This window comes from Acetobacter sp. DmW_136 (assembly GCF_008690365.1).
Lineage (GTDB): Bacteria > Pseudomonadota > Alphaproteobacteria > Acetobacterales > Acetobacteraceae > Acetobacter > Acetobacter oryzifermentans.
In genome coordinates this window covers 55,807-76,666 of sequence record NZ_VHON01000008.1, presented here as the reverse complement: position 1 = coordinate 76,666, position 20,860 = coordinate 55,807, and the positions used below count along the sequence as shown (strand labels likewise).

25 protein-coding genes are annotated in these 20,860 nt (G+C 54.2%); 2 read left to right on the top strand and 23 right to left on the bottom strand.

Annotated features, from left to right (window positions below):
- The 6 genes from FKW31_RS04605 to FKW31_RS04580 all read right to left on the bottom strand — a co-directional run.
- A partial coding sequence (locus FKW31_RS04605) for a MerR family transcriptional regulator (protein WP_150177936.1) occupies positions 1-557 on the bottom strand: 557 nt, incomplete at its 3' end.
- Positions 550-870 (bottom strand): integration host factor subunit alpha, encoded by a 321-nt coding sequence (locus tag FKW31_RS04600; protein WP_003623929.1) that lies wholly within the window; start codon positions 868-870, stop codon positions 550-552. The genes FKW31_RS04600 and FKW31_RS04605, both read right to left, overlap by 8 nt.
- Before the next feature lie 72 nt (positions 871-942).
- Positions 943-1,923, bottom strand: a complete 981-nt coding sequence (locus FKW31_RS04595; protein WP_089179255.1) for a beta-ketoacyl-ACP synthase III — start codon at positions 1,921-1,923, stop codon at positions 943-945.
- A gap of 64 nt (positions 1,924-1,987) precedes the next feature.
- Positions 1,988-3,094, bottom strand: a complete 1,107-nt coding sequence (gene plsX / locus FKW31_RS04590) for a phosphate acyltransferase PlsX (protein WP_003623933.1) — start codon at positions 3,092-3,094, stop codon at positions 1,988-1,990.
- Positions 3,095-3,181: 87 nt separating this feature from the next.
- Positions 3,182-3,385: a 50S ribosomal protein L32 gene (rpmF, locus tag FKW31_RS04585; RefSeq protein WP_006116507.1), complete on the bottom strand. Its 204-nt coding sequence runs from the start codon at positions 3,383-3,385 to the stop codon at positions 3,182-3,184.
- 165 nt (positions 3,386-3,550) lie between these two features.
- Positions 3,551-4,105, bottom strand: coding sequence for a DUF177 domain-containing protein (locus FKW31_RS04580; RefSeq protein WP_193561124.1), 555 nt, complete (start codon positions 4,103-4,105; stop codon positions 3,551-3,553).
- Positions 4,106-4,351: 246 nt separating this feature from the next.
- Here FKW31_RS04580 and FKW31_RS04575 point away from each other — a divergent pair, with 246 nt between their 5' ends.
- Positions 4,352-4,915, top strand: a complete 564-nt coding sequence (locus FKW31_RS04575; protein WP_019088338.1) for an outer membrane protein assembly factor BamE — start codon at positions 4,352-4,354, stop codon at positions 4,913-4,915.
- 12 nt (positions 4,916-4,927) lie between these two features.
- Here FKW31_RS04575 and FKW31_RS04570 read toward each other — a convergent pair whose 3' ends face one another.
- Genes FKW31_RS04570 through def form a run of 5 tightly spaced genes read right to left on the bottom strand, consistent with a single transcriptional unit; the run spans position 4,928 to position 8,759 of the window.
- Positions 4,928-6,310, bottom strand: a complete 1,383-nt coding sequence (locus FKW31_RS04570; protein WP_150177935.1) for an ATP-binding protein — start codon at positions 6,308-6,310, stop codon at positions 4,928-4,930.
- Between the two features lie 9 nt (positions 6,311-6,319).
- Positions 6,320-7,042, bottom strand: a complete 723-nt coding sequence (locus FKW31_RS04565) for a response regulator (RefSeq protein WP_003623943.1) — start codon at positions 7,040-7,042, stop codon at positions 6,320-6,322.
- A complete protein-coding gene (locus tag FKW31_RS04560; RefSeq protein ID WP_150177934.1) occupies positions 7,032-7,553 on the bottom strand; it encodes a MarR family winged helix-turn-helix transcriptional regulator in 522 nt (173 codons plus the stop codon). Before FKW31_RS04560 ends, FKW31_RS04565 begins: the two co-directional genes overlap by 11 nt.
- 21 nt (positions 7,554-7,574) lie before the next feature.
- Positions 7,575-8,231, bottom strand: a complete 657-nt coding sequence (locus tag FKW31_RS04555; protein WP_006116501.1) for an RpsU-Divergently transcribed protein — start codon at positions 8,229-8,231, stop codon at positions 7,575-7,577.
- A 3-nt stretch (positions 8,232-8,234) separates the two neighbouring features.
- The gene (gene def, locus FKW31_RS04550; RefSeq protein ID WP_150177933.1) at positions 8,235-8,759 is read right to left on the bottom strand and encodes a peptide deformylase; all 525 of its coding nucleotides are present in this window, start codon (positions 8,757-8,759) and stop codon (positions 8,235-8,237) included.
- 213 nt (positions 8,760-8,972) lie between these two features.
- Between def and rpsU the strand changes: the two genes are divergently transcribed.
- Positions 8,973-9,176, top strand: coding sequence for a 30S ribosomal protein S21 (gene rpsU / locus FKW31_RS04545; RefSeq protein ID WP_003623949.1), 204 nt, complete (start codon positions 8,973-8,975; stop codon positions 9,174-9,176).
- Between the two features lie 151 nt (positions 9,177-9,327).
- On the opposite strand, the gene leuB is transcribed toward rpsU, so the two are convergent.
- The 12 genes from leuB to FKW31_RS04485 form a co-directional block, all read right to left on the bottom strand.
- Positions 9,328-10,452 carry a 3-isopropylmalate dehydrogenase gene (gene leuB / locus FKW31_RS04540; RefSeq protein ID WP_006116499.1) on the bottom strand — a complete coding sequence of 375 codons (1,125 nt, stop codon included), beginning with the start codon at positions 10,450-10,452 and terminating at the stop codon, positions 9,328-9,330.
- A 15-nt stretch (positions 10,453-10,467) separates the two neighbouring features.
- Complete coding sequence (gene leuD, locus FKW31_RS04535; protein ID WP_150177932.1) at positions 10,468-11,091, bottom strand: 3-isopropylmalate dehydratase small subunit; 624 nt, start codon at positions 11,089-11,091, stop codon at positions 10,468-10,470.
- Positions 11,091-12,494, bottom strand: a complete 1,404-nt coding sequence (leuC, locus tag FKW31_RS04530) for a 3-isopropylmalate dehydratase large subunit (RefSeq protein WP_150177931.1) — start codon at positions 12,492-12,494, stop codon at positions 11,091-11,093. Before leuC ends, leuD begins: the two co-directional genes overlap by 1 nt.
- A gap of 155 nt (positions 12,495-12,649) precedes the next feature.
- Positions 12,650-13,033, bottom strand: a complete 384-nt coding sequence (rplS, locus tag FKW31_RS04525) for a 50S ribosomal protein L19 (protein ID WP_035350614.1) — start codon at positions 13,031-13,033, stop codon at positions 12,650-12,652.
- 14 nt (positions 13,034-13,047) lie between these two features.
- The gene (gene trmD / locus FKW31_RS04520; RefSeq protein WP_003623954.1) at positions 13,048-13,800 is read right to left on the bottom strand and encodes a tRNA (guanosine(37)-N1)-methyltransferase TrmD; all 753 of its coding nucleotides are present in this window, start codon (positions 13,798-13,800) and stop codon (positions 13,048-13,050) included.
- Entirely contained in the window at positions 13,797-14,339 is a 543-nt protein-coding gene (gene rimM, locus FKW31_RS04515; RefSeq protein WP_150177930.1) for a ribosome maturation factor RimM, read from the bottom strand. The genes trmD and rimM overlap by 4 nt, the downstream gene beginning before the upstream one ends.
- A 14-nt stretch (positions 14,340-14,353) precedes the next feature.
- Positions 14,354-14,707 carry a 30S ribosomal protein S16 gene (gene rpsP, locus FKW31_RS04510; protein WP_003623956.1) on the bottom strand — a complete coding sequence of 118 codons (354 nt, stop codon included), beginning with the start codon at positions 14,705-14,707 and terminating at the stop codon, positions 14,354-14,356.
- Between the two features lie 62 nt (positions 14,708-14,769).
- Positions 14,770-16,173, bottom strand: coding sequence for a signal recognition particle protein (ffh, locus tag FKW31_RS04505; RefSeq protein WP_035350639.1), 1,404 nt, complete (start codon positions 16,171-16,173; stop codon positions 14,770-14,772).
- 116 nt (positions 16,174-16,289) lie between these two features.
- Positions 16,290-16,805 carry a Spy/CpxP family protein refolding chaperone gene (locus FKW31_RS04500; protein ID WP_070324973.1) on the bottom strand — a complete coding sequence of 172 codons (516 nt, stop codon included), beginning with the start codon at positions 16,803-16,805 and terminating at the stop codon, positions 16,290-16,292.
- 104 nt (positions 16,806-16,909) lie between these two features.
- Positions 16,910-17,677, bottom strand: a complete 768-nt coding sequence (locus tag FKW31_RS04495) for an ATP12 family chaperone protein (RefSeq protein ID WP_150177929.1) — start codon at positions 17,675-17,677, stop codon at positions 16,910-16,912.
- Complete coding sequence (locus tag FKW31_RS04490; protein WP_150177928.1) at positions 17,674-19,827, bottom strand: AsmA family protein; 2,154 nt, start codon at positions 19,825-19,827, stop codon at positions 17,674-17,676. Before FKW31_RS04490 ends, FKW31_RS04495 begins: the two co-directional genes overlap by 4 nt.
- 32 nt (positions 19,828-19,859) lie before the next feature.
- Complete coding sequence (locus tag FKW31_RS04485) at positions 19,860-20,846, bottom strand: RluA family pseudouridine synthase (protein WP_089179263.1); 987 nt, start codon at positions 20,844-20,846, stop codon at positions 19,860-19,862.
- Between the last annotated feature and the right edge of the window lie 14 nt (positions 20,847-20,860).

Sequence of the window (20,860 nt, the reverse complement as noted above, 5' to 3'; positions counted from 1 at the left end):
GGCTCTGGCTCTGGCTCTGGCTCTGGCTCTGGCTCTGGCTCTGGCTCTGGCTCTGGCTCTGGCTCTGGCTGGATTGTGGATGCATTATCATCCACAGCAACTGCTTTTTCGGCAGAATCTTCTACAATTTCAGATTTTTCTACCACAGCTTCAGATAGTTCAGTTACCTCTGTTGCAGTTTCTGGTTGCTTTTCAGCCTCATCTTGTGGGGCTGTTTCAGATGCGGGCACACCACCGCTTTGCAGAATCCGCTGCACACCTTTGATGGTATAACCCTGAGTGTAAAGCAAATCTGCAATATGGCGTAAAAGCTCTATATCGGCTGGCCGATAATACCGGCGGCCACCACCGCGCTTTAACGGACGCACCTGATGGAACTGCGTTTCCCACAACCGAAGGGTATGCTGCGGCACATGAAGTTCATCTGCCACTTCGCTGATTGTCCGAAAAGCAAAGGGCCCTTTATCGGAAGGCGCTGAATTCGTGCTTACATTTTCCGTTGCCGGAGGAGACTGCTCTCCCCCTGTTTCGGAAAAAGTCTGCGCCTCATCAGTCATGATCATGCTCCGCTTCTGCATCTAGCGTTTCGTGGTTTACTTCAGCGCGCAGAAGCTGACTCGGACGAAAGACCAAGACCGAGCGCGGCAAAATCGGAACTTCCTCACCCGTTTTCGGATTACGACCGCTCCGTTGGCCTTTTTTCCTAACCGAAAAAGTGCCAAACCCGCTGATTTTAACACTTTCGCCGCGTTCAAGAGCGTCCATCACCGTCTCCAGAACATCTTCCAGAAGAACGGAGGATTCTTTACGAGACAGGCCAACCTGCTGATAGATCTGCTCTATCAAGGATGCACGTGTGACAGTTTCCATAAAAATTAAAGTAACACGCTTACACGCCGCGTCAATTCATTCACGCAGTTGTGCTTACAATATGTTCTAAAATTATAGCCTTACTAAAGCGGAACCCCATGTCAGACCACCACCCAAGGCTTCCATCAAAACCAGGTCACCTTTCTGGATACGTCCATCACGCACAGCCTCATCCAATGCCAAAGGCACAGATGCCGCTGAGGTATTGGCATGCCGATCAACCGTTATCACCACCCGCTCAGCAGGCAGGTTCAGCTTTTTCGCAACGCCTTCAATAATGCGGATATTCGCCTGGTGCGGCACCAGCCAATCTACATCTGCGTAAGAAAGGCCTTCAGCTTCCAGCGCTTCATCTACAGAAGAAGAAAGTTTGCCAACGGCATGGCGGAACACATCACGCCCGCTCATTTTCAGATGTCCGCTTTTATCTGGCTGCCCCACGGCACCATCCACATACAACAGATCGCCCGCTGTACCATCGGAATGTAAATGCGTGGAAAGAATACCGCGCTCACCCGGCTCATCCGAGGCAGAAAGCACGACTGCACCAGCACCATCTCCAAACAGCACACAGGTTGTACGGTCTTCCCAATCCATGATGCGGGAATACACTTCAGAACCGATAACCAGCGCGTTCCGAATCTGGCCGGAACGGATAAACGCATCTGCGGTGGAAAGTGCAAAAATAAAGCCAGAGCACGCGGCAGTAATATCAAAGCCAAAGCCCTGCTTCATGCCCAATGCGGCCTGAACACGTACAGCCGTTGCAGGAAAAGCCTGATCTGGCGTAGCTGTCGCCACAAAAACTGCATCAATATCTTCAGCCGTTAGCCCCGCATAATCTAAGGCGCGCCGTGCGGCCTCTGCCCCCATGCTGGCTGCCGTATCATTCGGCCCAACAAGATGGCGGCGGGTGATACCTGTGCGGGTTTTGATCCATTCATCTGATGTTTCAAGACGTTCTGCCAGCTCTGCATTGCTGACAACCCGATCTGGCAGGAAACCGCCAAACCCTACCAGAAGCGAACGTTTCGCCATAAACCGTTCTTTCATTATCAGCCAACAGCATGCGGTAGCGACCCAACATGCCGCTACTGATCAGACAGTCTTGTACCAATCAGGAAACGGGAACCGCTGGCTCGCGCTCCTCCGCATTTTGCTGGGGAGAGAGAAGTGCACTCATATGGGAGAGACGATCACGGATACTGTCATTAAATCCGTGCGTCACCATATCCATCGCCACATCAACCGCTGCGGCAAAACCTTCTGCATCCGTGCCGCCGTGAGACTTAACAACCACACCGTTCAGGCCTACAAAAACGGCCCCATTGTAACGGCGCGGATCAAGCCATTCCTTCATGCGTTCCAAACCCGGACGCACAAGCAGATATCCAATTTTGGAAACAATACCACGCTTAAATACGCGCCGCAGGAGAGTGGTTGCCATTTTAAGCACCCCTTCCCCGGTTTTAAGCGCGACATTTCCGGTAAACCCATCAGTTACAACCACATCGGTTGTGCCTGCGGTAATATCATGCCCTTCCACAAAACCATGGAACTGCGAAGCCAGTGGGCTTTCTCGCAGGGCTTCTGCTGCTACACGCAGCTTTTCATCACCCTTCAGCTCTTCCGAACCGATATTGAGCAACCCGATAGAGGGCGCAGGCAGCCCCAACACAGCCTTGGCAAAAGCTTCACCCATTACGGCAAACTCTACAAGGTTGCGCCAGTCACACGCCACATTCGCACCCAAATCCAGCATGACCACATCACCCTTGATGGTAGGGCTGATGGCCGCCATGGCCGGACGGGAAATACCCGGAAGGGTTTTAACAACAATCTTGGCCAAAGCCAGCATGGCACCGCTGTTACCAGCAGAAACCACACCACGGGCGCGGCCACTTGCCACGGCATCCATGGCAAGGCGCATGGACGATCGCCGCATCCGCAAAGCAGATGTTGGCTTCATATCCATTGGGATAGACTGATCCGTATGCGAGATAGTGCATATGGATGCAGCCTTGGGGTACTTTGCCAGCAAAGGCCGCAACTGGGATTCATCCCCCAGCAGCAGCACCTTGATGCCTCGGTGCCGTTCAGCGGCGGCGGCGAGCCCGGCGACAACAACTTCCGGAGCCCCATCACCTCCCATTCCATCCACGGCAAGGCTGAACACCTCGTCCTGTTCAGAAAGGGAATTATCTGGAATCTCGGTCTTGTTCATGCCTGCTTCTCTGCCATACCGCAGATGCCTTGCTCCCACAGAACGCGCATCACGCTGCAATGCGCGTTTTACCGCAAACCCACGCTATTAAGCGCGGACAGCAACCTTAAGTGCCTTACCAGAAGCAACCACTTCACGACCATCGTAATGGCCACAATGGCTGCACACATGGTGCGGGCGCTTCAGTTCGCCACAGTTAGAGCATTCAGCAAAAGCTTCCACGTTCAGAGCTTCATGGCTGCGACGCATGCCACGACGTGAAGGCGAGGTTTTCTTCTTGGGTACAGCCATGAGCCCGAGCCCCCTCTTGAAAAACGGTTTAAAAACGCCCGGCAGCGTGTTTTTTCACCCCACCGAACAACAACACAGGTTTATCACCAGACTGAGCCGGGGCCTCTAGCAGACAGCAAGCATTTTCGCAAGCAATCCGGAAAGAAAACCCGTACCGCGCCTAGATCAGGCCTTCCCCGGTTTTAGCCGAGACAGGGCCGCAAAGGGGTTCTGCTTTTCATCCTGCTCCCCTTCTTCCAGAAGTTTTTCTGCCTCTTCCTCGCTCAGAACAAGGCCTTCTGGCAGATCAATTTCCGGCGCATGTGGGTATGGGTCCAGATCAAGCGCAAACTGCTCTACCGCAGCTTCACCCAAGTCAATATCCTGCCCTTCATACGGAATTTCATCAATTGCATCCAAATCAGGCTCTTCGGGTTCTACAAACCGTTCAGCAGGCACAAACCGAATGTTGAATGCTCCTGCCAGAACATCCTCAAAGTTTTCAAGGCTGACAACGCAGGTCTGCGTATAATGAACAGCCAGCGCACCTTCTGCCTCCACCACGCTGTGCCTATCGGCCTTAAGCAGATACCGACAGCGGAAAAGTGTAATTTTTGGCAAACCAAGCCGGCGGGCAATCGCTGCACATTCCTGTTCTGTTGCTTCCACCGTCACTGCAGTTTCCTGCCCTCCGATTCGGCGCAATGCCATTGGGCGGGAAAATTCTGGTTTTTCAGACATGGCAGCCTCCTGAGCTGGCAGAGGAAGATCGTTTACAGGGGCGCATACACTTACGGGCACATCCCCATCTGCAACGCTTTTTCTAATTGGGGCTTTTTGAAGGAAAGCTAAAGGGGGTAAAGTGTAAAAACGAATGGAAAAAACCATTCTGTAATTGACGCTTCGTATCAGTTTGAGGCATCCGACTGTTACATGGCCGCGATGTGCGGATGCCTTAAATGTTATACTTAGGGAAGCCTCAACCGAATGAAGCAGCCACGCCAGAACAAAATATCACGCCTGCGGAATACCTGCGGCGCGTTGGCGGCAGTAATAGCGCTTTCTGGCTGCGCCGTGTTTGGGCCAACCCCCACCCCCCGTGGCTCTTTGATTGAGGCAGATGATTACAACCAGCTTATCCCCGGCGCCAGCACACGGGCCGATGCGTTAGATCTGCTAGGCTCCCCCACCACCAAGGGAGCGTTTGATGACAACACATGGATCTATATTTCCATGAGCACATATCTGATTCCCATGGATTTTCCGGGAATCGGCAAGCAGCAGGTTGTGGTGCTGAAGTTTGATGATGCGGGCAACCTTCAGAGCTTACGCACACTGAACAAAAAAGATTCCCGCTCTGTAGCCATGATCAACAGCATCACCCCCACGCCGGGCACAAAAATCAACATCCTACAGCAGATTTTGGGGAACGTGGGCCGCTACAACCCCATGCAGAACATGATGGGCGCGGGCTCCGCAGGCGGTGGCGCTGGCGGTATGGGCATGAACAATCAGGGGCCAGGCCACTTTGGTTCTGGCAACTCTCTATAACTGCCCGCGGGTCTAGCGCGGCAGGAACAGCCTGACGCGCAAGCCACCCATTGGGGAATCCAGCAATTCCATCTCGCCGCCATGTGCGCGCACGATATCGCGTGAGATTGTTAACCCCAGCCCGGTTCCACCCCCACGCCCACTCTCAAAAGCCCGTAGAACGCTGTCTCGACGTTCTGGAGGGATACCCGGCCCATCATCATCTACCATCACCACAACGCCATCTGATCGGCTCTGAGCGCTTAAATTGATATGCTTTGCATAGCGCCGCGCATTATCCACCAAATTGGTTAATGCGCGGCGCATGGCATCTGGGCGCATATGCACGCGCAACCCCTGTGCCACACGCACAGAAAAAACATGCGCGCCAGCCCGCCGGGCCGCAGCAGCCACGTCTTCCAAAAAGGGTTCTATTTCGGTTTCTGCAACGTTTTCGGCCCCTTCCCCCCGTGCAAAGGCCAAATAACTAGCAATCATGTGCTCCATTTCAGCCACATCACCAATCATGTCTTCCACGTCGGGTTGAATATCCTCTGCACGTACCATGCCGGTACGGGGCATCATGTCCAAAGAAAGCCGCAAACGGGTGAGTGGTGTGCGCAAATCATGCGATACACCCGCCAGAACCCCCGTGCGTTGCGATACAAAACGGTAAATTCGATCCTGCATGCGGTTAAAGGCCACAGCAGCTTTACGCACTTCCTGCGCCCCTGCCGGACGAATAGGGCCAATATCACGCCCAAGCCCAAACTGTTCGGCCGCATGAGCCAACCGCCGGATAGCCCGCACTTGGTTACGCATGAACAGGCTGGCAATCACAAACAGCAGCAAGGAACTACCAACAGCCCATGCCACAAACAGCCAGATCTGCCCCATATCCAACCGTTTACGCGGTGCTTCCACATCCAGCACACCATCTGGCAACTGAATGGAAATTTTGACTGTATGGGGGTCTGCCCGCCAGTTTACAAAAAACGGATAGCTAATGGAGGCACGTAAGGCGCGAGCCAGATCTTCATCCATAGGCCCCAACACATGGGTAGAGCCAAAACGCCTAAGCCGCGCATTGGAATGCCACGATTCCACCAACTGCAAATGTTGCTGAGCTTGCTCTACAAACCACTGCCGGTCTGCCGGTTTTTTCAAATGCTCCAAGGCGTTCAATGAGAGCACAATTTCCGATGTAACGGAATCTGAAAGACGCCGCGAGGCAACCTGTAGAAAATTACCGTAAAACACTTCCAGCGCGATGCCCTGCGTGATCAGCAAGGGAATGAACACAATCAGCAAAGATCTCGCCAGAAGCGAACGTGGAAGCACGCGCCGCATGGATTTTTCCACCCTGCGTGATTTCCAGAATGAGGATGGAAAAAGCTTTGGCCCGCTGCGCTGCATGATCTAGTCTTACAGCCCGGGTTTGAGCACGTACCCACGCCCACGGATGGTATGCAGGTATCGTGGTTCCTTGGGGTCGGGCTCAATACGTCGCCTAAGACGCGTAACCTGCACATCTACGGCGCGTTCTCCAATTTCCGCCATATCCAGCGCCTTGGCAATTTCCTCCCGCGAGAACACATCATTGGGCCTGCGCGCCAATACGGAAAGCAGAGCGGCCTCCCCTCCCGTAAGATGGATGGTGCCATTGGGGCCACTAAGAATAAGCCGAACCGGATCAAACTCCTTATCCCCTAACCGCACGATGCGCAGATTATCCGTGGCCGGAGCAGGCTGATGCCGACGCAAATGTGCTTTCAAGCGCAAAAGCAGCTCACGCGGCTCAAAAGGTTTCCCCAGATAATCATCTGCCCCAGCTTCCAGCCCCGTAATGCGGTCTGCTGGCTCTCCTCGTGCTGTAAGAAGCAGAATGGGAAGTTCCTGCCCCTCATCACGCAGCGCGCGTGTTAGCTCCAAACCGTTTTCACCCGGCATGGTCACATCCAGCACCATGGCATCGGGCTGAATACCTTCCAGCGTTTGCCGTGCTTCTGCCGCACTCGCCGCCACGCTTACCCGAAAACCGTGCTCAAACAGGTAACGCTGCAACAGCCGCCGCAACCGTGGATCATCATCCACCACGATAACATGCGGGGCGACATCTTCTTCCACACTCTCGCGCTCATGCTCCATGCCGCCCTCCTTTTTTGCCTGCTGCATCTTCATTCAGCACAGACCGACTCTGCTCGGATAACATTCCACGCATCACGCGCCGAAACCCTTCTACGGCGGCACCTCCTGCCTCCCGGTACGCTGCCACAAGGCGCTGGCGCACAACAGCAAACAATCTGGCTTCTGCCGCCTTACCTTCTGGGCTTAAAAAAAGCAGACGCTGCCGCCTATCCTGGCGGCCCGGTTGGCTTTCCAGATACTGCCTTGCGTCCAGTTCATGCATGGTGCGGCCAAGGCTTTGTTTTGTCACCCCCAACACAGCTTGAAGGCGGCTAACTGGAATACCGGGGCTAAATGCCAGAACCTGCAAGACCCGGTAATGCGCGTGCCCCAAACCATCTTCTTCTAAAACGGGCTCAACAGCCTGCGCCATATCGCGCGATGCCAGAAACATGAGGGTTTGCGCCAGCCTCAACTGTTCTTCCCGTAGAAAGAGCAGGTCTGCCCCTGCTGTTTCATGAGGTAGGGACATATGCATTCAGGCTCCCTGCTTTTAAGCGCGCGCCATAAAGGGAAAACCACCCATACGGGCCTTGATACGCCCAAAACGCAGAACATCTGCCAGACGCCTGTCCACAAACGCAGCCAAAGCAGCTTCATTCTCGCCACGGGCCAGCCAGTACAGCAGCACAGAGGCATATACGCCACCCAAGCTCAGGCGCTTGGTCATGTAAGTTAGCCCAGAAGAGTCATCCTGCGCTGCCTGCCAGATGGCATTAACGGTGCGCATCATGCTTCGGCGCAGCGCTTTTCCCTCACACGGTGCCAGCAAAACAGAAAGACCTTTACGTGAGGCTGCACGGACAGACGCATCTGCTGGAAGCCGATACAGCAGCGCCTGCCTTACCCGCTGGCTTAGTCGAGCTTCTTCCGTATCCCACATAGCTTCCAGCATATCTCTGTCACACAGATCAAACCACGCTTCCACAAGCTCCGCACTCCCACCCGGAAACAGCAGGTCAGCATCTGGTCCTGCCACTTGCAGCAGAACATCCATGCCCCACCCACGCTCTCCGGCCACCGCAGCCATTTTACGCAAGATCTCATCCCGCGCTGGGTCACGCTCCAAAGGCGCAGGCATAATGCCAGCAGCCAAAGTTGCCACTGCCAATGAGATAGCCTGACTTATCTTACCTGCACCCGTGCTCATGCTTTATGCCCCATACCGTGTGATTTCTTTTGCAAATCCAAATTTGCTCATATCCGTCATCCGCATGGGATAGAGGATTCCATCCAGATGATCCATTTCGTGCTGCATGACATGCGCCCGAAAGCCTGTGGCCATGCCTTCCACTTTCTGACCATGCTGATCAAACCCAGCATACCATATGCGCTTATAACGCGGCACTTCCCCACGCAGGTCAGGCAGAGAAAGGCAGCCTTCCGCCCGTAGCTGCGTTTCATCATCAACAGACGTTAAAATCGGGTTGATCAAAGCCTGCACAGGCAAAGGCGGATCATCTTCTCCTTCACTGCGGGCCAACGGCACGCTGTAAATAAAAAGCCTTTGAGACACAAAAACCTGTGGGGCCGCCAAGCCTACGCCACCGCTTTCTTCCAGAGTTTCACGCATATCGGCTATCAAGCGCTGAATATCTGGGGCTGTGGGGTCTGGCACCTCCTGCGCGGACTGCCTTAAAACCGGGTGCCCCATGCGGGCTATTGCAAGAACTGCCATTTTTCACCCCATTTCTATGGAGGTTGCACAATAAAAGCACTCAGAAGTGCATTTTAAACACGAAAGAACAAATTGTATCTTGTCTAAAGGCCGTGTTATAGAGGCCGCCAACAAAGGAATCGGCGCCCCGCAAGGCCGCGACGGTTCCGGTTCCGTATAATCTACAAAAAGCCGGGTTACCCGGATTTTTCTGAAACAGGGGTTAGAGACCAAGTGCACGTTCTCGTCCGTGACAACAATGTCGATCAGGCTCTTAAAGCGCTCAAGAAGAAAATGCAGCGTGAAGGAATCTTCCGTGAAATGAAGCTGCGTCGGCACTTCGAAAAGCCGTCTGAGCGTAAGGCCCGTGAAGCGGCAGAAGCCGTGCGCCGTGCTCGTAAGATGGAACGTAAGCGTCTGGAACGCGAAGGCTTCTAAGCCTTTCCATCCTTCTATCCAAAAAAGGCCGGCATCCTATGGATGTTCCGGCCTTTTTTGTGCCTGCTATGTTTGATAGCTTCGCGCACATAAAAAAAGCCGCCCCACCTAAAGTGGAGCGGCTTTTTAAACTGGTAGCTTGCTAAAAACGTTACTTCTGGAGCTTATCCAGCTCCCGCACAATGGCTTCACCCATAACGGATGTGCCAACGCGCGCCATGCCTTCGCTCATGATATCTGCCGTGCGCAGACCGCTTTCCAACACGTTGGAAACTGCCTGCTCAATCATGTTTGCTTCTTCCTGCTTATTCAGGGAGTAACGCAGCAGCATGGCAAAAGATAGAATCTGCGCAATTGGGTTTGCAATGCCCTGCCCGGCAATATCCGGCGCACTACCATGAATGGGCTCATACAGCGCGGGGAATTTGCCATTTTCACGCACAGCACCAAGCGTTGCAGAAGGCAGCATACCCAAGCTGCCTGTTAGCATAGATGCAAGGTCAGACAGCAGATCACCAAACAGGTTGCCTGTTACAATCACATCAAACTGGCGCGGGTTACGCACCATCTGCATGGCGCAGTTATCGGCCAGCATGTGAGAAAGTTCTACATCCGAGAATTCTTTGGCGTGCACATCTGTCACCACTTCCTTCCATAGAAGGCCGCTTTCCATGACATTGCATTTTTCAACAGAGCACACACGGTTGGACCGCTTGCGTGCCAGATCAAACGCCACACGTGCCACACGTTCAATTTCGGATGTGGTGTAAACTTCCGTGTTCACACCGCGCTTGCTGCCATCTGGCAGGGTTTCAATACCACGTGGGTTGCCAAAATAGATACCACCCACCGTTTCACGCACGATCATAATATCCAGACCGCGCACCACATCCGGCTTAAGCGTGCTGGCATCAACCAGTGCATCAAACACTTTGGCAGGGCGCAAGTTGGCAAACAGCCCCAGTTCCTGCCGCAGCTTGAGAATGGCTACTTCCGGGCGCTTTTCAAACCCCACATGTGCCCATTTCGGATCCCCCACCGAGCCAAACAGCACAGCATCCGCAGCCCATGCCTTCTCGATTACTTCATCACGGATAGGCACACCGTATTCTGCCAGAGAAGCACCACCAACCAGATCTTCCGTAATATCGAAGGACAGGCCACGACGGCTTTCCAGCCAATCAATAACGTGCCGGACTTCCCGCATGATTTCGGGGCCAATACCGTCACCCGGCAGAACAAGAAGTTTTATGGCTGTGTTCTGTGCAGTCATCATGCAGCTCCAGAATAATCAATCAATATGAATGGAAGGCATCCAAGGTTTTTCCCGGTTTTCCCGGTTTTCATACCCTTCGATATTTGTTTCGTGCTGAAGTGTCTGGCCAATATCATCCAGCCCTTCCAACAGCATATGCTTACGGAACGGATCGATTTCAAAAGGCACTTCCTGCCCATCTGGCCGCACAATCACCTGCCGGGGCAGATCAACCGTAAGGCGGGCATTGCTGCCCATGCTGGCATCCTCCATCAGCTTATCGCAAATTTCGCGCGGCAGACGGATCGGTAAAATACCGTTTTTGAAGCAGTTATTGAAAAAGATATCTGCAAAAGAAGGGGCAATCACGCACCGAATGCCAAAATCCAACAATGCCCAAGGCGCGTGCTCGCGCGATGAACCGCAACCCAGATTATCATAGGTAATCAGGATTTCGGCTTTGCGCCATGGCTCTTTATTCAGCACAAAATCCGGGTTTTCTTTACCATCTGGCAGATAGCGCATAGCATCAAAGGCATTTTTGCCCAAACCAGTGCGCTGCGTGGTTTTAAGAAACCGTGCCGGAATAATTTTATCGGTATCAATGTTAGCTTCTGGCAGAGCTGCTGCAATGGCCGACAGAGTTGTAAACTTTTCCATTATGCCAGCTCCCTTACATCAGTCAGGCATCCGGTAACGGCAGCAGCAGCAGCCATAGCTGGAGACAGCAGATGTGTGCGCCCGCCCGGCCCCTGACGCCCTTCAAAATTACGGTTGGATGTAGAAGCGCAACGCTGACCTGGTGTCAGCCGATCCGGGTTCATGCCGAGGCACATAGAGCATCCGGCCTCACGCCATTCAAAACCGGCATCCAGAAAAATCTGATCCAGACCTTCTTCTTCCGCCTGCCGCTTTACGTTGCCCGAACCCGGAACAATCATGGCGCGCACGCCTTCAGCTACCTTGCGGCCAGCCGCTATCTGCGCAGCGGCACGCAGGTCTTCAATGCGGCTGTTGGTGCAAGACCCAATAAAAACCACATCAATGGGTGTGCCTGCAATTTTCTGCCCGGCTTCCAGCCCCATGTAGTCCAGCATGCGCTGCATTTGGGTGCGCTTGGCTTCATCTACTTCATCAGCAGGATTAGGCACAGCAGCCGTAATGGGCAGCACTGTTTCTGGGCTGGTGCCCCATGTCAGGCTAGGGCTGATATCTTCTGCCCGAAGCGTCACTTCCTTATCGAAATGCGCACCTTCATCAGAAGCCAGTGTTTTCCAGTAGACAACGGCCTTATCAAACTCTTCGCCCTTGGGGGCAAAGGGGCGACCACGCACATATTCAAATGTGGTTTCATCTGGCGCAACCATGCCTGCACGTGCACCGGCCTCAATCGCCATGTTGCACAGCGTCATGCGACCAGCCATGTCCAGACCACGAATGGCGGAGCCAGCAAATTCAATAACATGCCCTGTGCCACCAGCCGTGCCAATGTGCCCGATAATAGCCAGCATGATATCTTTGGCAGAAACGCCAGCCCCCAGCGCGCCATCTACCGTAACGCGCATGTTTTTAGCTGGCCGCTGCAGAATGGTCTGCGTAGCCATAACATGCTCAACTTCCGATGTACCGATACCGAAAGCCAGCGAACCCAGAGCACCATGCGTAGACGTATGGGAATCACCGCACACAATGGTCATGCCTGGCAGAGATATCCCCTGCTCTGGCCCGACAACGTGCACAATACCCTGATTGGCAGATAGCAGCGGGAAATACGGAACCCCGAATTCCTTAACGTTACGTTCCAGCGTTTCAATCTGGTTACGGCTATCAGCTTCTTCAATCGGCTGGGTACGGTCAGACGTGGGCACATTGTGGTCAACCACCGCCACCGTTTTTTCCGGATGGCGCAGTTTACGCCCTGCCAGACGCAAGCCTTCAAAAGCCTGCGGGCTGGTGACTTCGTGCACAAGGTGCCGGTCAATATAAAGAATGGAGGTGCCGTCCGGCAGAGTTTCAACGACGTGATCATCCCAGATCTTGTCGAACAACGTACGCGGGCCCATGCCCTCCTCCTTATATATTTCTTACACTACATGCACCAGCACACCTACTTGGGCCAGTGCTGTTGCGGTATGCCTATATATCAAAAAGACCCGACTGACATAGGCCAGCCGGGTTTTAAAAACCATATCAGACCGCAGTAAACGGTTATATGGTTTTAGTTGGCTGCCGGGGCAACCACTTCACGCGGGCGTTCTGCAATACGTGCAGACTTACCGCTACGGCCACGCAGGTAGTACAGTTTTGCACGACGCACCTTACCACGACGCACAACCTTGATTTCTGCCACCGTAGGTGCGTACAGCGGGAACACACGTTCCACACCTTCACCATTGGAAATTTTGCGCACGGTGAAGTTGCTGTTCAGGCCCTTGTTGGAACGGGCAATCACAACGCCTTCAAAAGCCTGCAGACGGGTACGTTCACCTTCCTGCACCTTAACGGAAACACGCACCGTATCACCGGCTTCGAATTCCGGAACAGCGCGCTCTGCTGTCAGACGCTTAATTTCTGCAGCTTCATACTGCTGAATGATGTTCATGTCGGTATCCTTCCTCAAACCCCAAAATGGTCTGTCTGTGCGGCCCCGCCCACAGCTTCAGCCATGTTTCTTTCCTTGCGAGCCAGCCAGGCAGACCACAGATCCGGCCTTCTTTCCCGCGTTATTTCTTCTGCCTGCTTCTGCCTCCAGGCCGCGATGGCGGCATGATTGCCCGAAAGCAGGATTTCCGGCACAGCGCGCCCTTCCCATTCAGCAGGACGGGTATAGTGCGGATATTCAAGCAGCCCTTCGGAAAAACTTTCCTCTACGCCACTTTCTTCACACCCCATCACGCCGGGCAGCAGGCGCACACACGCATCCAGCAACACCAGTGCAGCAGTTTCCCCACCAGAGAGAATGTAATCTCCGATAGATACCTGCTCGACGTCATGCGCTTGCAGCACACGTTCGTCCACACCTTCAAACCGACCACACAGCAACAACACCCCAGAACCAGCCGCATAACGCCGCACATCCTGCTGCGTTAAAGGCCGCCCACGTGGCGTAAGATACACACGCGGCACATCCGCTGGCGCTTGAGAAGCTGCAAAAGCAGCATCCACCACATCTGGGCGGATAACCATGCCTGCACCACCACCAAACGGTGTATCATCCACTGCACGATGCCGGCCCAGACCATGCTGCCGCAGATCTTCCGTCCGACATGTCCACAAGCCTTTTTCCAGTGCTCGCCCTGCAAGAGAAAGCCCCAGTGGGCCCGGAAACATTTCAGGAAACAGCGTGAGCACAGTGGCCTGCCAGTTCATGGCTGCACCTCTGTTTTCTGCCGTTTACCAACGCCACGTCCTTCTTCGCCCGAAACTTCTTCAGGGCGCACCACCGTAATTGTCCGTTGTTCCAGATGCACCTGCGGCACACAGGCCTGAGTAAACGGAACAAGGGAACCATCACTTAGTTCCAGACTGGCGCCAGCTCCATAATCATGCACCATCACAACACGACCAAGAGAAAGACCGTTTTCGAATGCTTCCATGCCAATAAGATCAGCATGATAGAATTCTTCTTCCTCAGGTTCAGGCAAAGCTGTGCGCGGCACATACAGGCGGGTGTTTACCAATGCCTGCGCAGCATCACGATCGGCCAACGGCGTACCATTGGCATCCCGCAATTCGGCCACGCTATCCGCCCCACGCCACCTAAGAAACCATTTACGGCCTTGATCATCCTGCAATGCCCCAGACTGCTCCAGCGTTTGTGGGTTTTCCGCATAAGCGCGCACACGCACAAGGCCGCGCACACCATGCGGTTTACCAACAACGCCCATCAGAATGAGGTTTGAGCACATGATGGTTTCAGGCTTTAGGCAGCAGCGGCTTCGGCAGCTTTAGCAGCTTCAGCAGCGCGTGCCTGTGCCTTCTTCTTCGGAGCAGACTTTTTCGGCTGTTCACGATAAGCGGGCTTAGGCGCCAGACCAGCGTTACCAAGGAAGCGTGCAACGCGATCTGTCGGCTGAGCGCCTTCAGACAACCAATGCTTGATGCGTTCTTCTGTCAGGCGCACGCGTTCAGCGTGGTCAGACGGCAGCATTGGGTTGTAAGCACCAACCTTTTCAATGAAACGACCATCACGCGGGGAACGGCTATCTGCCACAACGATGTGGTAGTAAGGACGCTTCTTGGCACCTGCGCGGGCAAGACGAATTTTAAGACTCATTCGGAGTTACTCCAGACCCAAAAATAAAAAACCCGAAAAACTGCTTCTAGAAACAGACCGCCTTAGCGGAAAGGATTGCCACCAGGCCCACCCGGCGGCCCTCCTCCTCCCATTCCTTTCGGCATGAGCGCGGACATTCCCTGGCGCATGAGACCTTTCAAGCCCAGTTTGTTGAAGCGCTTCATCATGGAGGACATCATATCAAACTGCTTAAGCAGCTTGTTAACATCCTGAACTGTAGATCCAGACCCGGCAGCAATACGCTTTTTGCGCGATGCCTTGATAATGGCAGGCTTTTTGCGCTCTGCCTTGGTCATGGAAGAAATAATGGCAAGGTGCTTTTTCAGGATCGAGGTATCAAGATCCTTGTCCCCCAAAGCTTCCTTAACTTTACCCATACCCGGCAACATGCCCAGAATACCGGAAATGGACCCCAACTTGTTGATCTGGCGGATCTGGGATGCGTAGTCATCCAGATCGAACTTGCCCGCCATCATCTTCTGGGCGAGGCGTTCACCTTCTTCCTGATCAAGCGTATCGGCGGCTTTTTCAACAAGCCCGGCAATATCACCCAAGCCAAGAATACGGCCTGCCACACGTTCTGGATAAAACTCATCCAGCCCGTCCAGCTTTTCACCCGTACCAATCAGCTTGATGGGGGCACCGGTAATAGCACGCATAGAAAGCGCTGCACCACCGCGGGAATCACCATCCATCCGGGTCATGACAACGCCGGTTACGCCCACAGCCTCATTAAAGGCCTTAGCGGTATTCACGGCATCCTGCCCGGTCATGGCATCCACAACCAGCAGGGTTTCTGCCGGATGCGTGACATCACGAATCTGCCGCACCTCATCCATCAACGCTTCGTCTATGGAAAGACGACCGGCGGTATCGAGGATAACGACATCGTAACCTTCAAGCCGCCCCGTATCGAGGGCGCGCTTGGCAATTTCTACTGGTGTTTGCCCAGCGATAATCGGCAGGGACGTGACACCAACCTGCTCTGCCAACTGCGCAAGCTGCAACTGTGCTGCAGGGCGCTGTGTATCCAGAGAAGCGAGCAGAACCTTTTTACGTTCACGCGTTTTAAGGCGCAGGGCCAGCTTACCAGAGGTGGTGGTTTTACCAGACCCCTGCAAACCAACCATAAGAACAGGAACAGGCGGAGTGGAATTGAGATTAAGAGGAACAGCACCCGCACCGCCAAGAGCATCAATAAGTGCATCATTGACGATTTTGGCGACAGCCTGACCGGGAGAAATGCTTTCCAGCACCTCATGCCCAACGGCACGTTCTTTAACTTTATTAACGAAGTCTTTAACAACAGGCAGCGCAACGTCGGCATCCAGCATAGCCAGACGGACTTCCCGCATTGCCTCCAGAACATCGGCTTCAGACAGCGCTCCCTGTTTAGCGAGGCCATCAAAAACGCCGGAAAGCTTGCCTGAAAGAGCTTCGAACAAAAGTATCACACCCCATAACAAGACGCGCCACTGCGCGAACACTCGCGGAGTGGCGGGCCTGATTTGTTGCAGGGGTTACGGGATACCCCTGCGAGAGTCAAGAACCTTCTGGCGGTTTACTTGCCAGATTTGTCTGCATCAGCCGCTGGGGCCGGATGTTCTACCGCATGCAGTTGATCCAGCAGATCATGAATTTTTACCTGACGTGCATGGATTTGTGCCAGCTGATCGGTTGTCAGCACATCATGGATGCGGGAAGCCGTTTCCAGATGCTGAGATTCACGCTGGGCGCGCAGGGTAGCCATTTCCTGCTGCAAAGTTGCAACCTTGTCTTTATCCACCGGGCCGGGAGATGTCAGGGCATCTTCAATCTGGCGATGAATTTTGTCGAAATCACCACGGAGATCCTGCGCCTGATCCTGACGGTGTGCTTCCTGCAGGATGGTCTGGATCTGCTTGCGCTGCTTTTTTGTAAGATCAATGCCATCCAGAGCATTCAGCCCTGCACCCGGAATACCGGGACCAAAGCCGTTTCCATTAAATCCGTTACCCGGTTCTGCATGTGCGCTTACGCCTGCAACAGAAACACCTGCAGCCACAATTGCTGCCAGAAGGGTCTTTTTGATTTTCATAATGTCTATGCTCCTTAAAAGCTTGAACTGCTCCATACTTGGGGAAGATTGCAAACTTGCCAAGGGTTACGCCGAATATAAATCCTTAGGCATTCGGGTTGACATCAATCCGCAGACTTGCGCGCTAACTCTAGAAAACGGGCGGCATCGGCCACTTCCCGCTGTATACCGGCAATACGGTCTGTTATTTCCGTATCCTCACCCCATACAGCCATCTGCATACGTTCATCCAGCGTTGCATTGGCCACCAGCTCATCTGCAGAACCTGCACCATTCACCAGCGCCAAACCCAGCACAAGGCTCCCCAATGCAGGCACGGAAACAGCAAGCACAGCCAATTCCGCTGGGTTCAGCTTTTCCATGGCATCATAGAGCTTTTGCAACGACTCTTCAGGCTGCACAATTGGCATCACGCCAGAGGATGTGTGCAGGGTGACACCATATTGCTTACGCAGCCAGTCCAGCCACGGATTCCATTCCTTACGCTGGGCTTGTGCCAGCTTACCTTCTCCCGGTTCCCGGTAGCACAGCAGATCACTTCCCGCATAAGCCAGAAGGCTGCGTAAAACCCCTTCCCGCTCAGCAGGAATACGCTCGATCATGGAGCCTGCAATGCCGGTAAGAGGCAAATCTGCAGGTGAAAAACGACCATCTGCATTTTGCCCGGCGGCTTGCCATTCCGCCGCCAGTGCATCTGCCAACGCGCGAGACTTTACACATAGCGGAGTCTTGCGTGGCAGACGAATGCTGCGCCCATCAAGTTGCACCACAAAGCCCTGCTCTTCCGGCGTGACATTGGCCAGCTTCCAGAACCGCTTACGGCCAGCAGGCGCATTGCCAGAAACATTATGTTCGGTAGATGCCATTTTCATTGGAACAGCCCCAAGCCACGCAACATGTTCATGACCTTTCCTTCCTTGCCCGCTTTTTTCTGCGGAGCATCTGGCCCAGCCACACCCTCACGCGCAGCGGAAAGCATAGAGGGGCAACTATCTCCCTCTCCATCATTTCCACCAATACTTATGCCGTATCGGCCCTCGTAAGCCGGGTCCATACGCGGTTTGGGGTCTGACAATGTACCTGTAACTGCAACATCGGAAGAAGCCGAAGCCCCACCCAGCAACACACGAGGAGACAGATGCATATCTAGCGCCTGAGAGCCCAGCCCCACTGTGCCGTGCCCATGCAGAACCAGAAACGGCGTTTCCAGCCCTAGCATATCAATGTTGGCGTTACCCTGCGCAAACTGCATATGGCTGCCAAAGCACCTGACTGGCATTTTGCCTTTAACAGGCACCTGTGGCCCTAAAAGGGTGCGAATAGCGGCCCCACTTACGCTGCCATCCACAACCGAAACCCCAAGGTGACCATCCAGATTGTTGCGCCGATCTTCCGGCGTTTCCCCTTGTGTGGAAACTGCTCCTACAAGCTGCACCGTGCCAGAAAGAGATGCAGAAAGGCCAAGCCAGCGCTCAACAACAGGCAATGGTAAAAATACAGGATGCGCCGCCAATTCAATCTGAGGCACGGCACCTGCGACATCATACACCAAGCGGCCGACCTGCTGGAAACCATTGCCCTCTGCCTGCACGGGCTCAAGCGTTAGCCTGCTATTTTGCAACGTAGCATGCGTGCTAACATGCGCCCATGTAACACCTTGCCAATTTACACTTTGCGCCTGCACATCCACCGCACCATGCGCGCCACGCAGCACATCCGGCACAGCATGGTGCCGTATCAACGCAGCCGTATCGGCAACATCTATGTGGCCATCTACCTTAAAATCATTGGCGGCTGGCAGATCACCACCGGGCGCCACATGCGCAAGCTGGCCATGCACATCCAACGCAGAAGCCCCAGCACTTAGGGTACCTGTGCCGTGTATGCTGGATTCACCCTGTGTAAGCGTTAAATCCACCGGCACAACCTGCTGCGCAACGTGCTCAGGCTGAGCCAACTGCTGTATTGTGCCAACCGTGCCGCGCAGGCTTAATACCTGCGCCCCAACCTGACCATCAATCTGGGTCGTCACCGGGTCTGTTGGCCGGGCTGTGTCTATCACCACACGTGTTAACGCGGCCTGTGGCAACCATGCGCCCACATCCACATTTTCTGCCCGCACATGCAGGCTTTGTGGTGCAGGCTGCGCCCCCTGCCCACCAACAGCCATATCTATAGATACGTTACGGCCATCTGGCAGATTTGCATGCGGAAAAAAGACATTCAGATCACGTAGTTGCGCAACAGAGCCACCAATCTGCAACGCATAAACCTTTTGGCCCTGTGGATCTGTGATGGACCCATCTATATGGGCCAACCCAGCAGGATGACCATTAACGGTAAGGGAAATTCTGAGCTGCATTGGCAACTGGGCAGACATTGGCAACAAAGGCCCAGTTTGCCCGGTAAGCGCTAACTGACCAGCCCCTTTACGCAGCTTTACGTCAAAATCAGGTGCGTTACCTGAAAGCCCTTTAACCTTGCCTTCGGCAACCTGAAACGCACCGGAACGATGATGCACTGCATCAAGCCAAGCTACCTGCGCCTGCGTGAGTGAAAGGTCTGAGACCGTTAGATTCCAGTGCATCTTACCGGAACTGGAAGAAGTCCCTCCACCGCTGCTCTGACGCTCCTGCGGTGTGAAGTGCCAGTTTGCCCGCCCATCCGCCAAACGCCGCAACTGCACTTGTGGGCTGATCAGGCTGACATCTTCAAACGCAATGCGGTGCGAAAACAGCGGCAACAATGCCAGCCGGGCACGGACTTGCCCGATATCCAGCATATTTACGCCATCTTCCGCCACGCTGGAAAGTTTGACGCCCTTTGCTTCCACCCATGGAAAAGGCAGAATCCACACATGCAACTGGCCGATTGTGAGGTGACGGCCTGTGCTACTTTCCACGGCATCGGCCAACCGTGTTTTAAGCCAATCTGCATCCTGTGTAGCAGATACAATCGTGGCACCGCCCAGCGCCAGAACAGCGGCCCCCGCCAACAGGCCGATTTTCCATTTCAGACGCATGTGCGTTTCTCCTGTTTCAACTTAAACCGTCCTTATCCTTGGCCACCACGGCGTGACGGTGGTGGTGTAGTGCCCGGCACAAACCCAAGGGTTCGGAAGGTTTCACGCATATGCGGCGGCAATTCGGCACTTACGGTTAAGCGCCCACCAGCCGGATGAGGCATATCCAGCATACGGGCATGCAGATGCAGCCTATCTGTAAAACCGGAAGGATGTGCAGCCGCCCCACCATATTTGGGATCACCCAAAATAGGCGTACCTAAAGACTCGCAATGCACACGTAACTGATGCGTACGCCCGGTAAGCGGTGAAAGCTCCAGCCAAGAAAACTTGCGCGCAGCCGAATCCAGCACTTCGTAAACAGAACGTGCAAATTGCGCATCGGCATCCTTGCGGTCTGCCGCCACGGTTATGGAACCGGGGCCTGCACCCAAACGCGCCAATGGCTGGTCTATTTCACCCGAAAGTGGGTCGGGCCGCCCAACCACAACCGCCCAGTAGATTTTTTTCACATCCCGGCCACGGAAAGATGCGGCCAGCTTGGCAGCCACACCGGGTGTGCGAGCTAACAGCAGCAAGCCGGAAGTATCTTTATCAATCCGGTGCACCAGCCGTGGGCGCGGGTCATCTTCTTCCCGCAGGCCATCCAGCATCATATCAATATGTTTGGTAATGCCGGGGCCACCCTGCACGGCAAGCCCTGCGGGTTTGTTAAGAACAATAACGTGCTTGTCCTGATACACCACCATCTTGCGGATTTCGCGCGCCAGTTTTTCATCCAGCGGGCGCGGCATATCTCGCGCGGGTTTAGCGGCCATGGGTATAGGGGGCACACGCACCGTTTGCCCCGGCTCCAGCCGAGTAGAAGCTTCTACCCTTTTGCCCTCAACACGAATCTGGCCTGTGCGGCACAGTTTTTGAAGCGCCCCCTGCGTAAGATGCGGGTAATGGCGGCGAAAATAGCGATCCAGACGAATACCATCTTCGTCTTCGCTTACGGTACGATTGACAACACTCATGCGCCGATATTCAC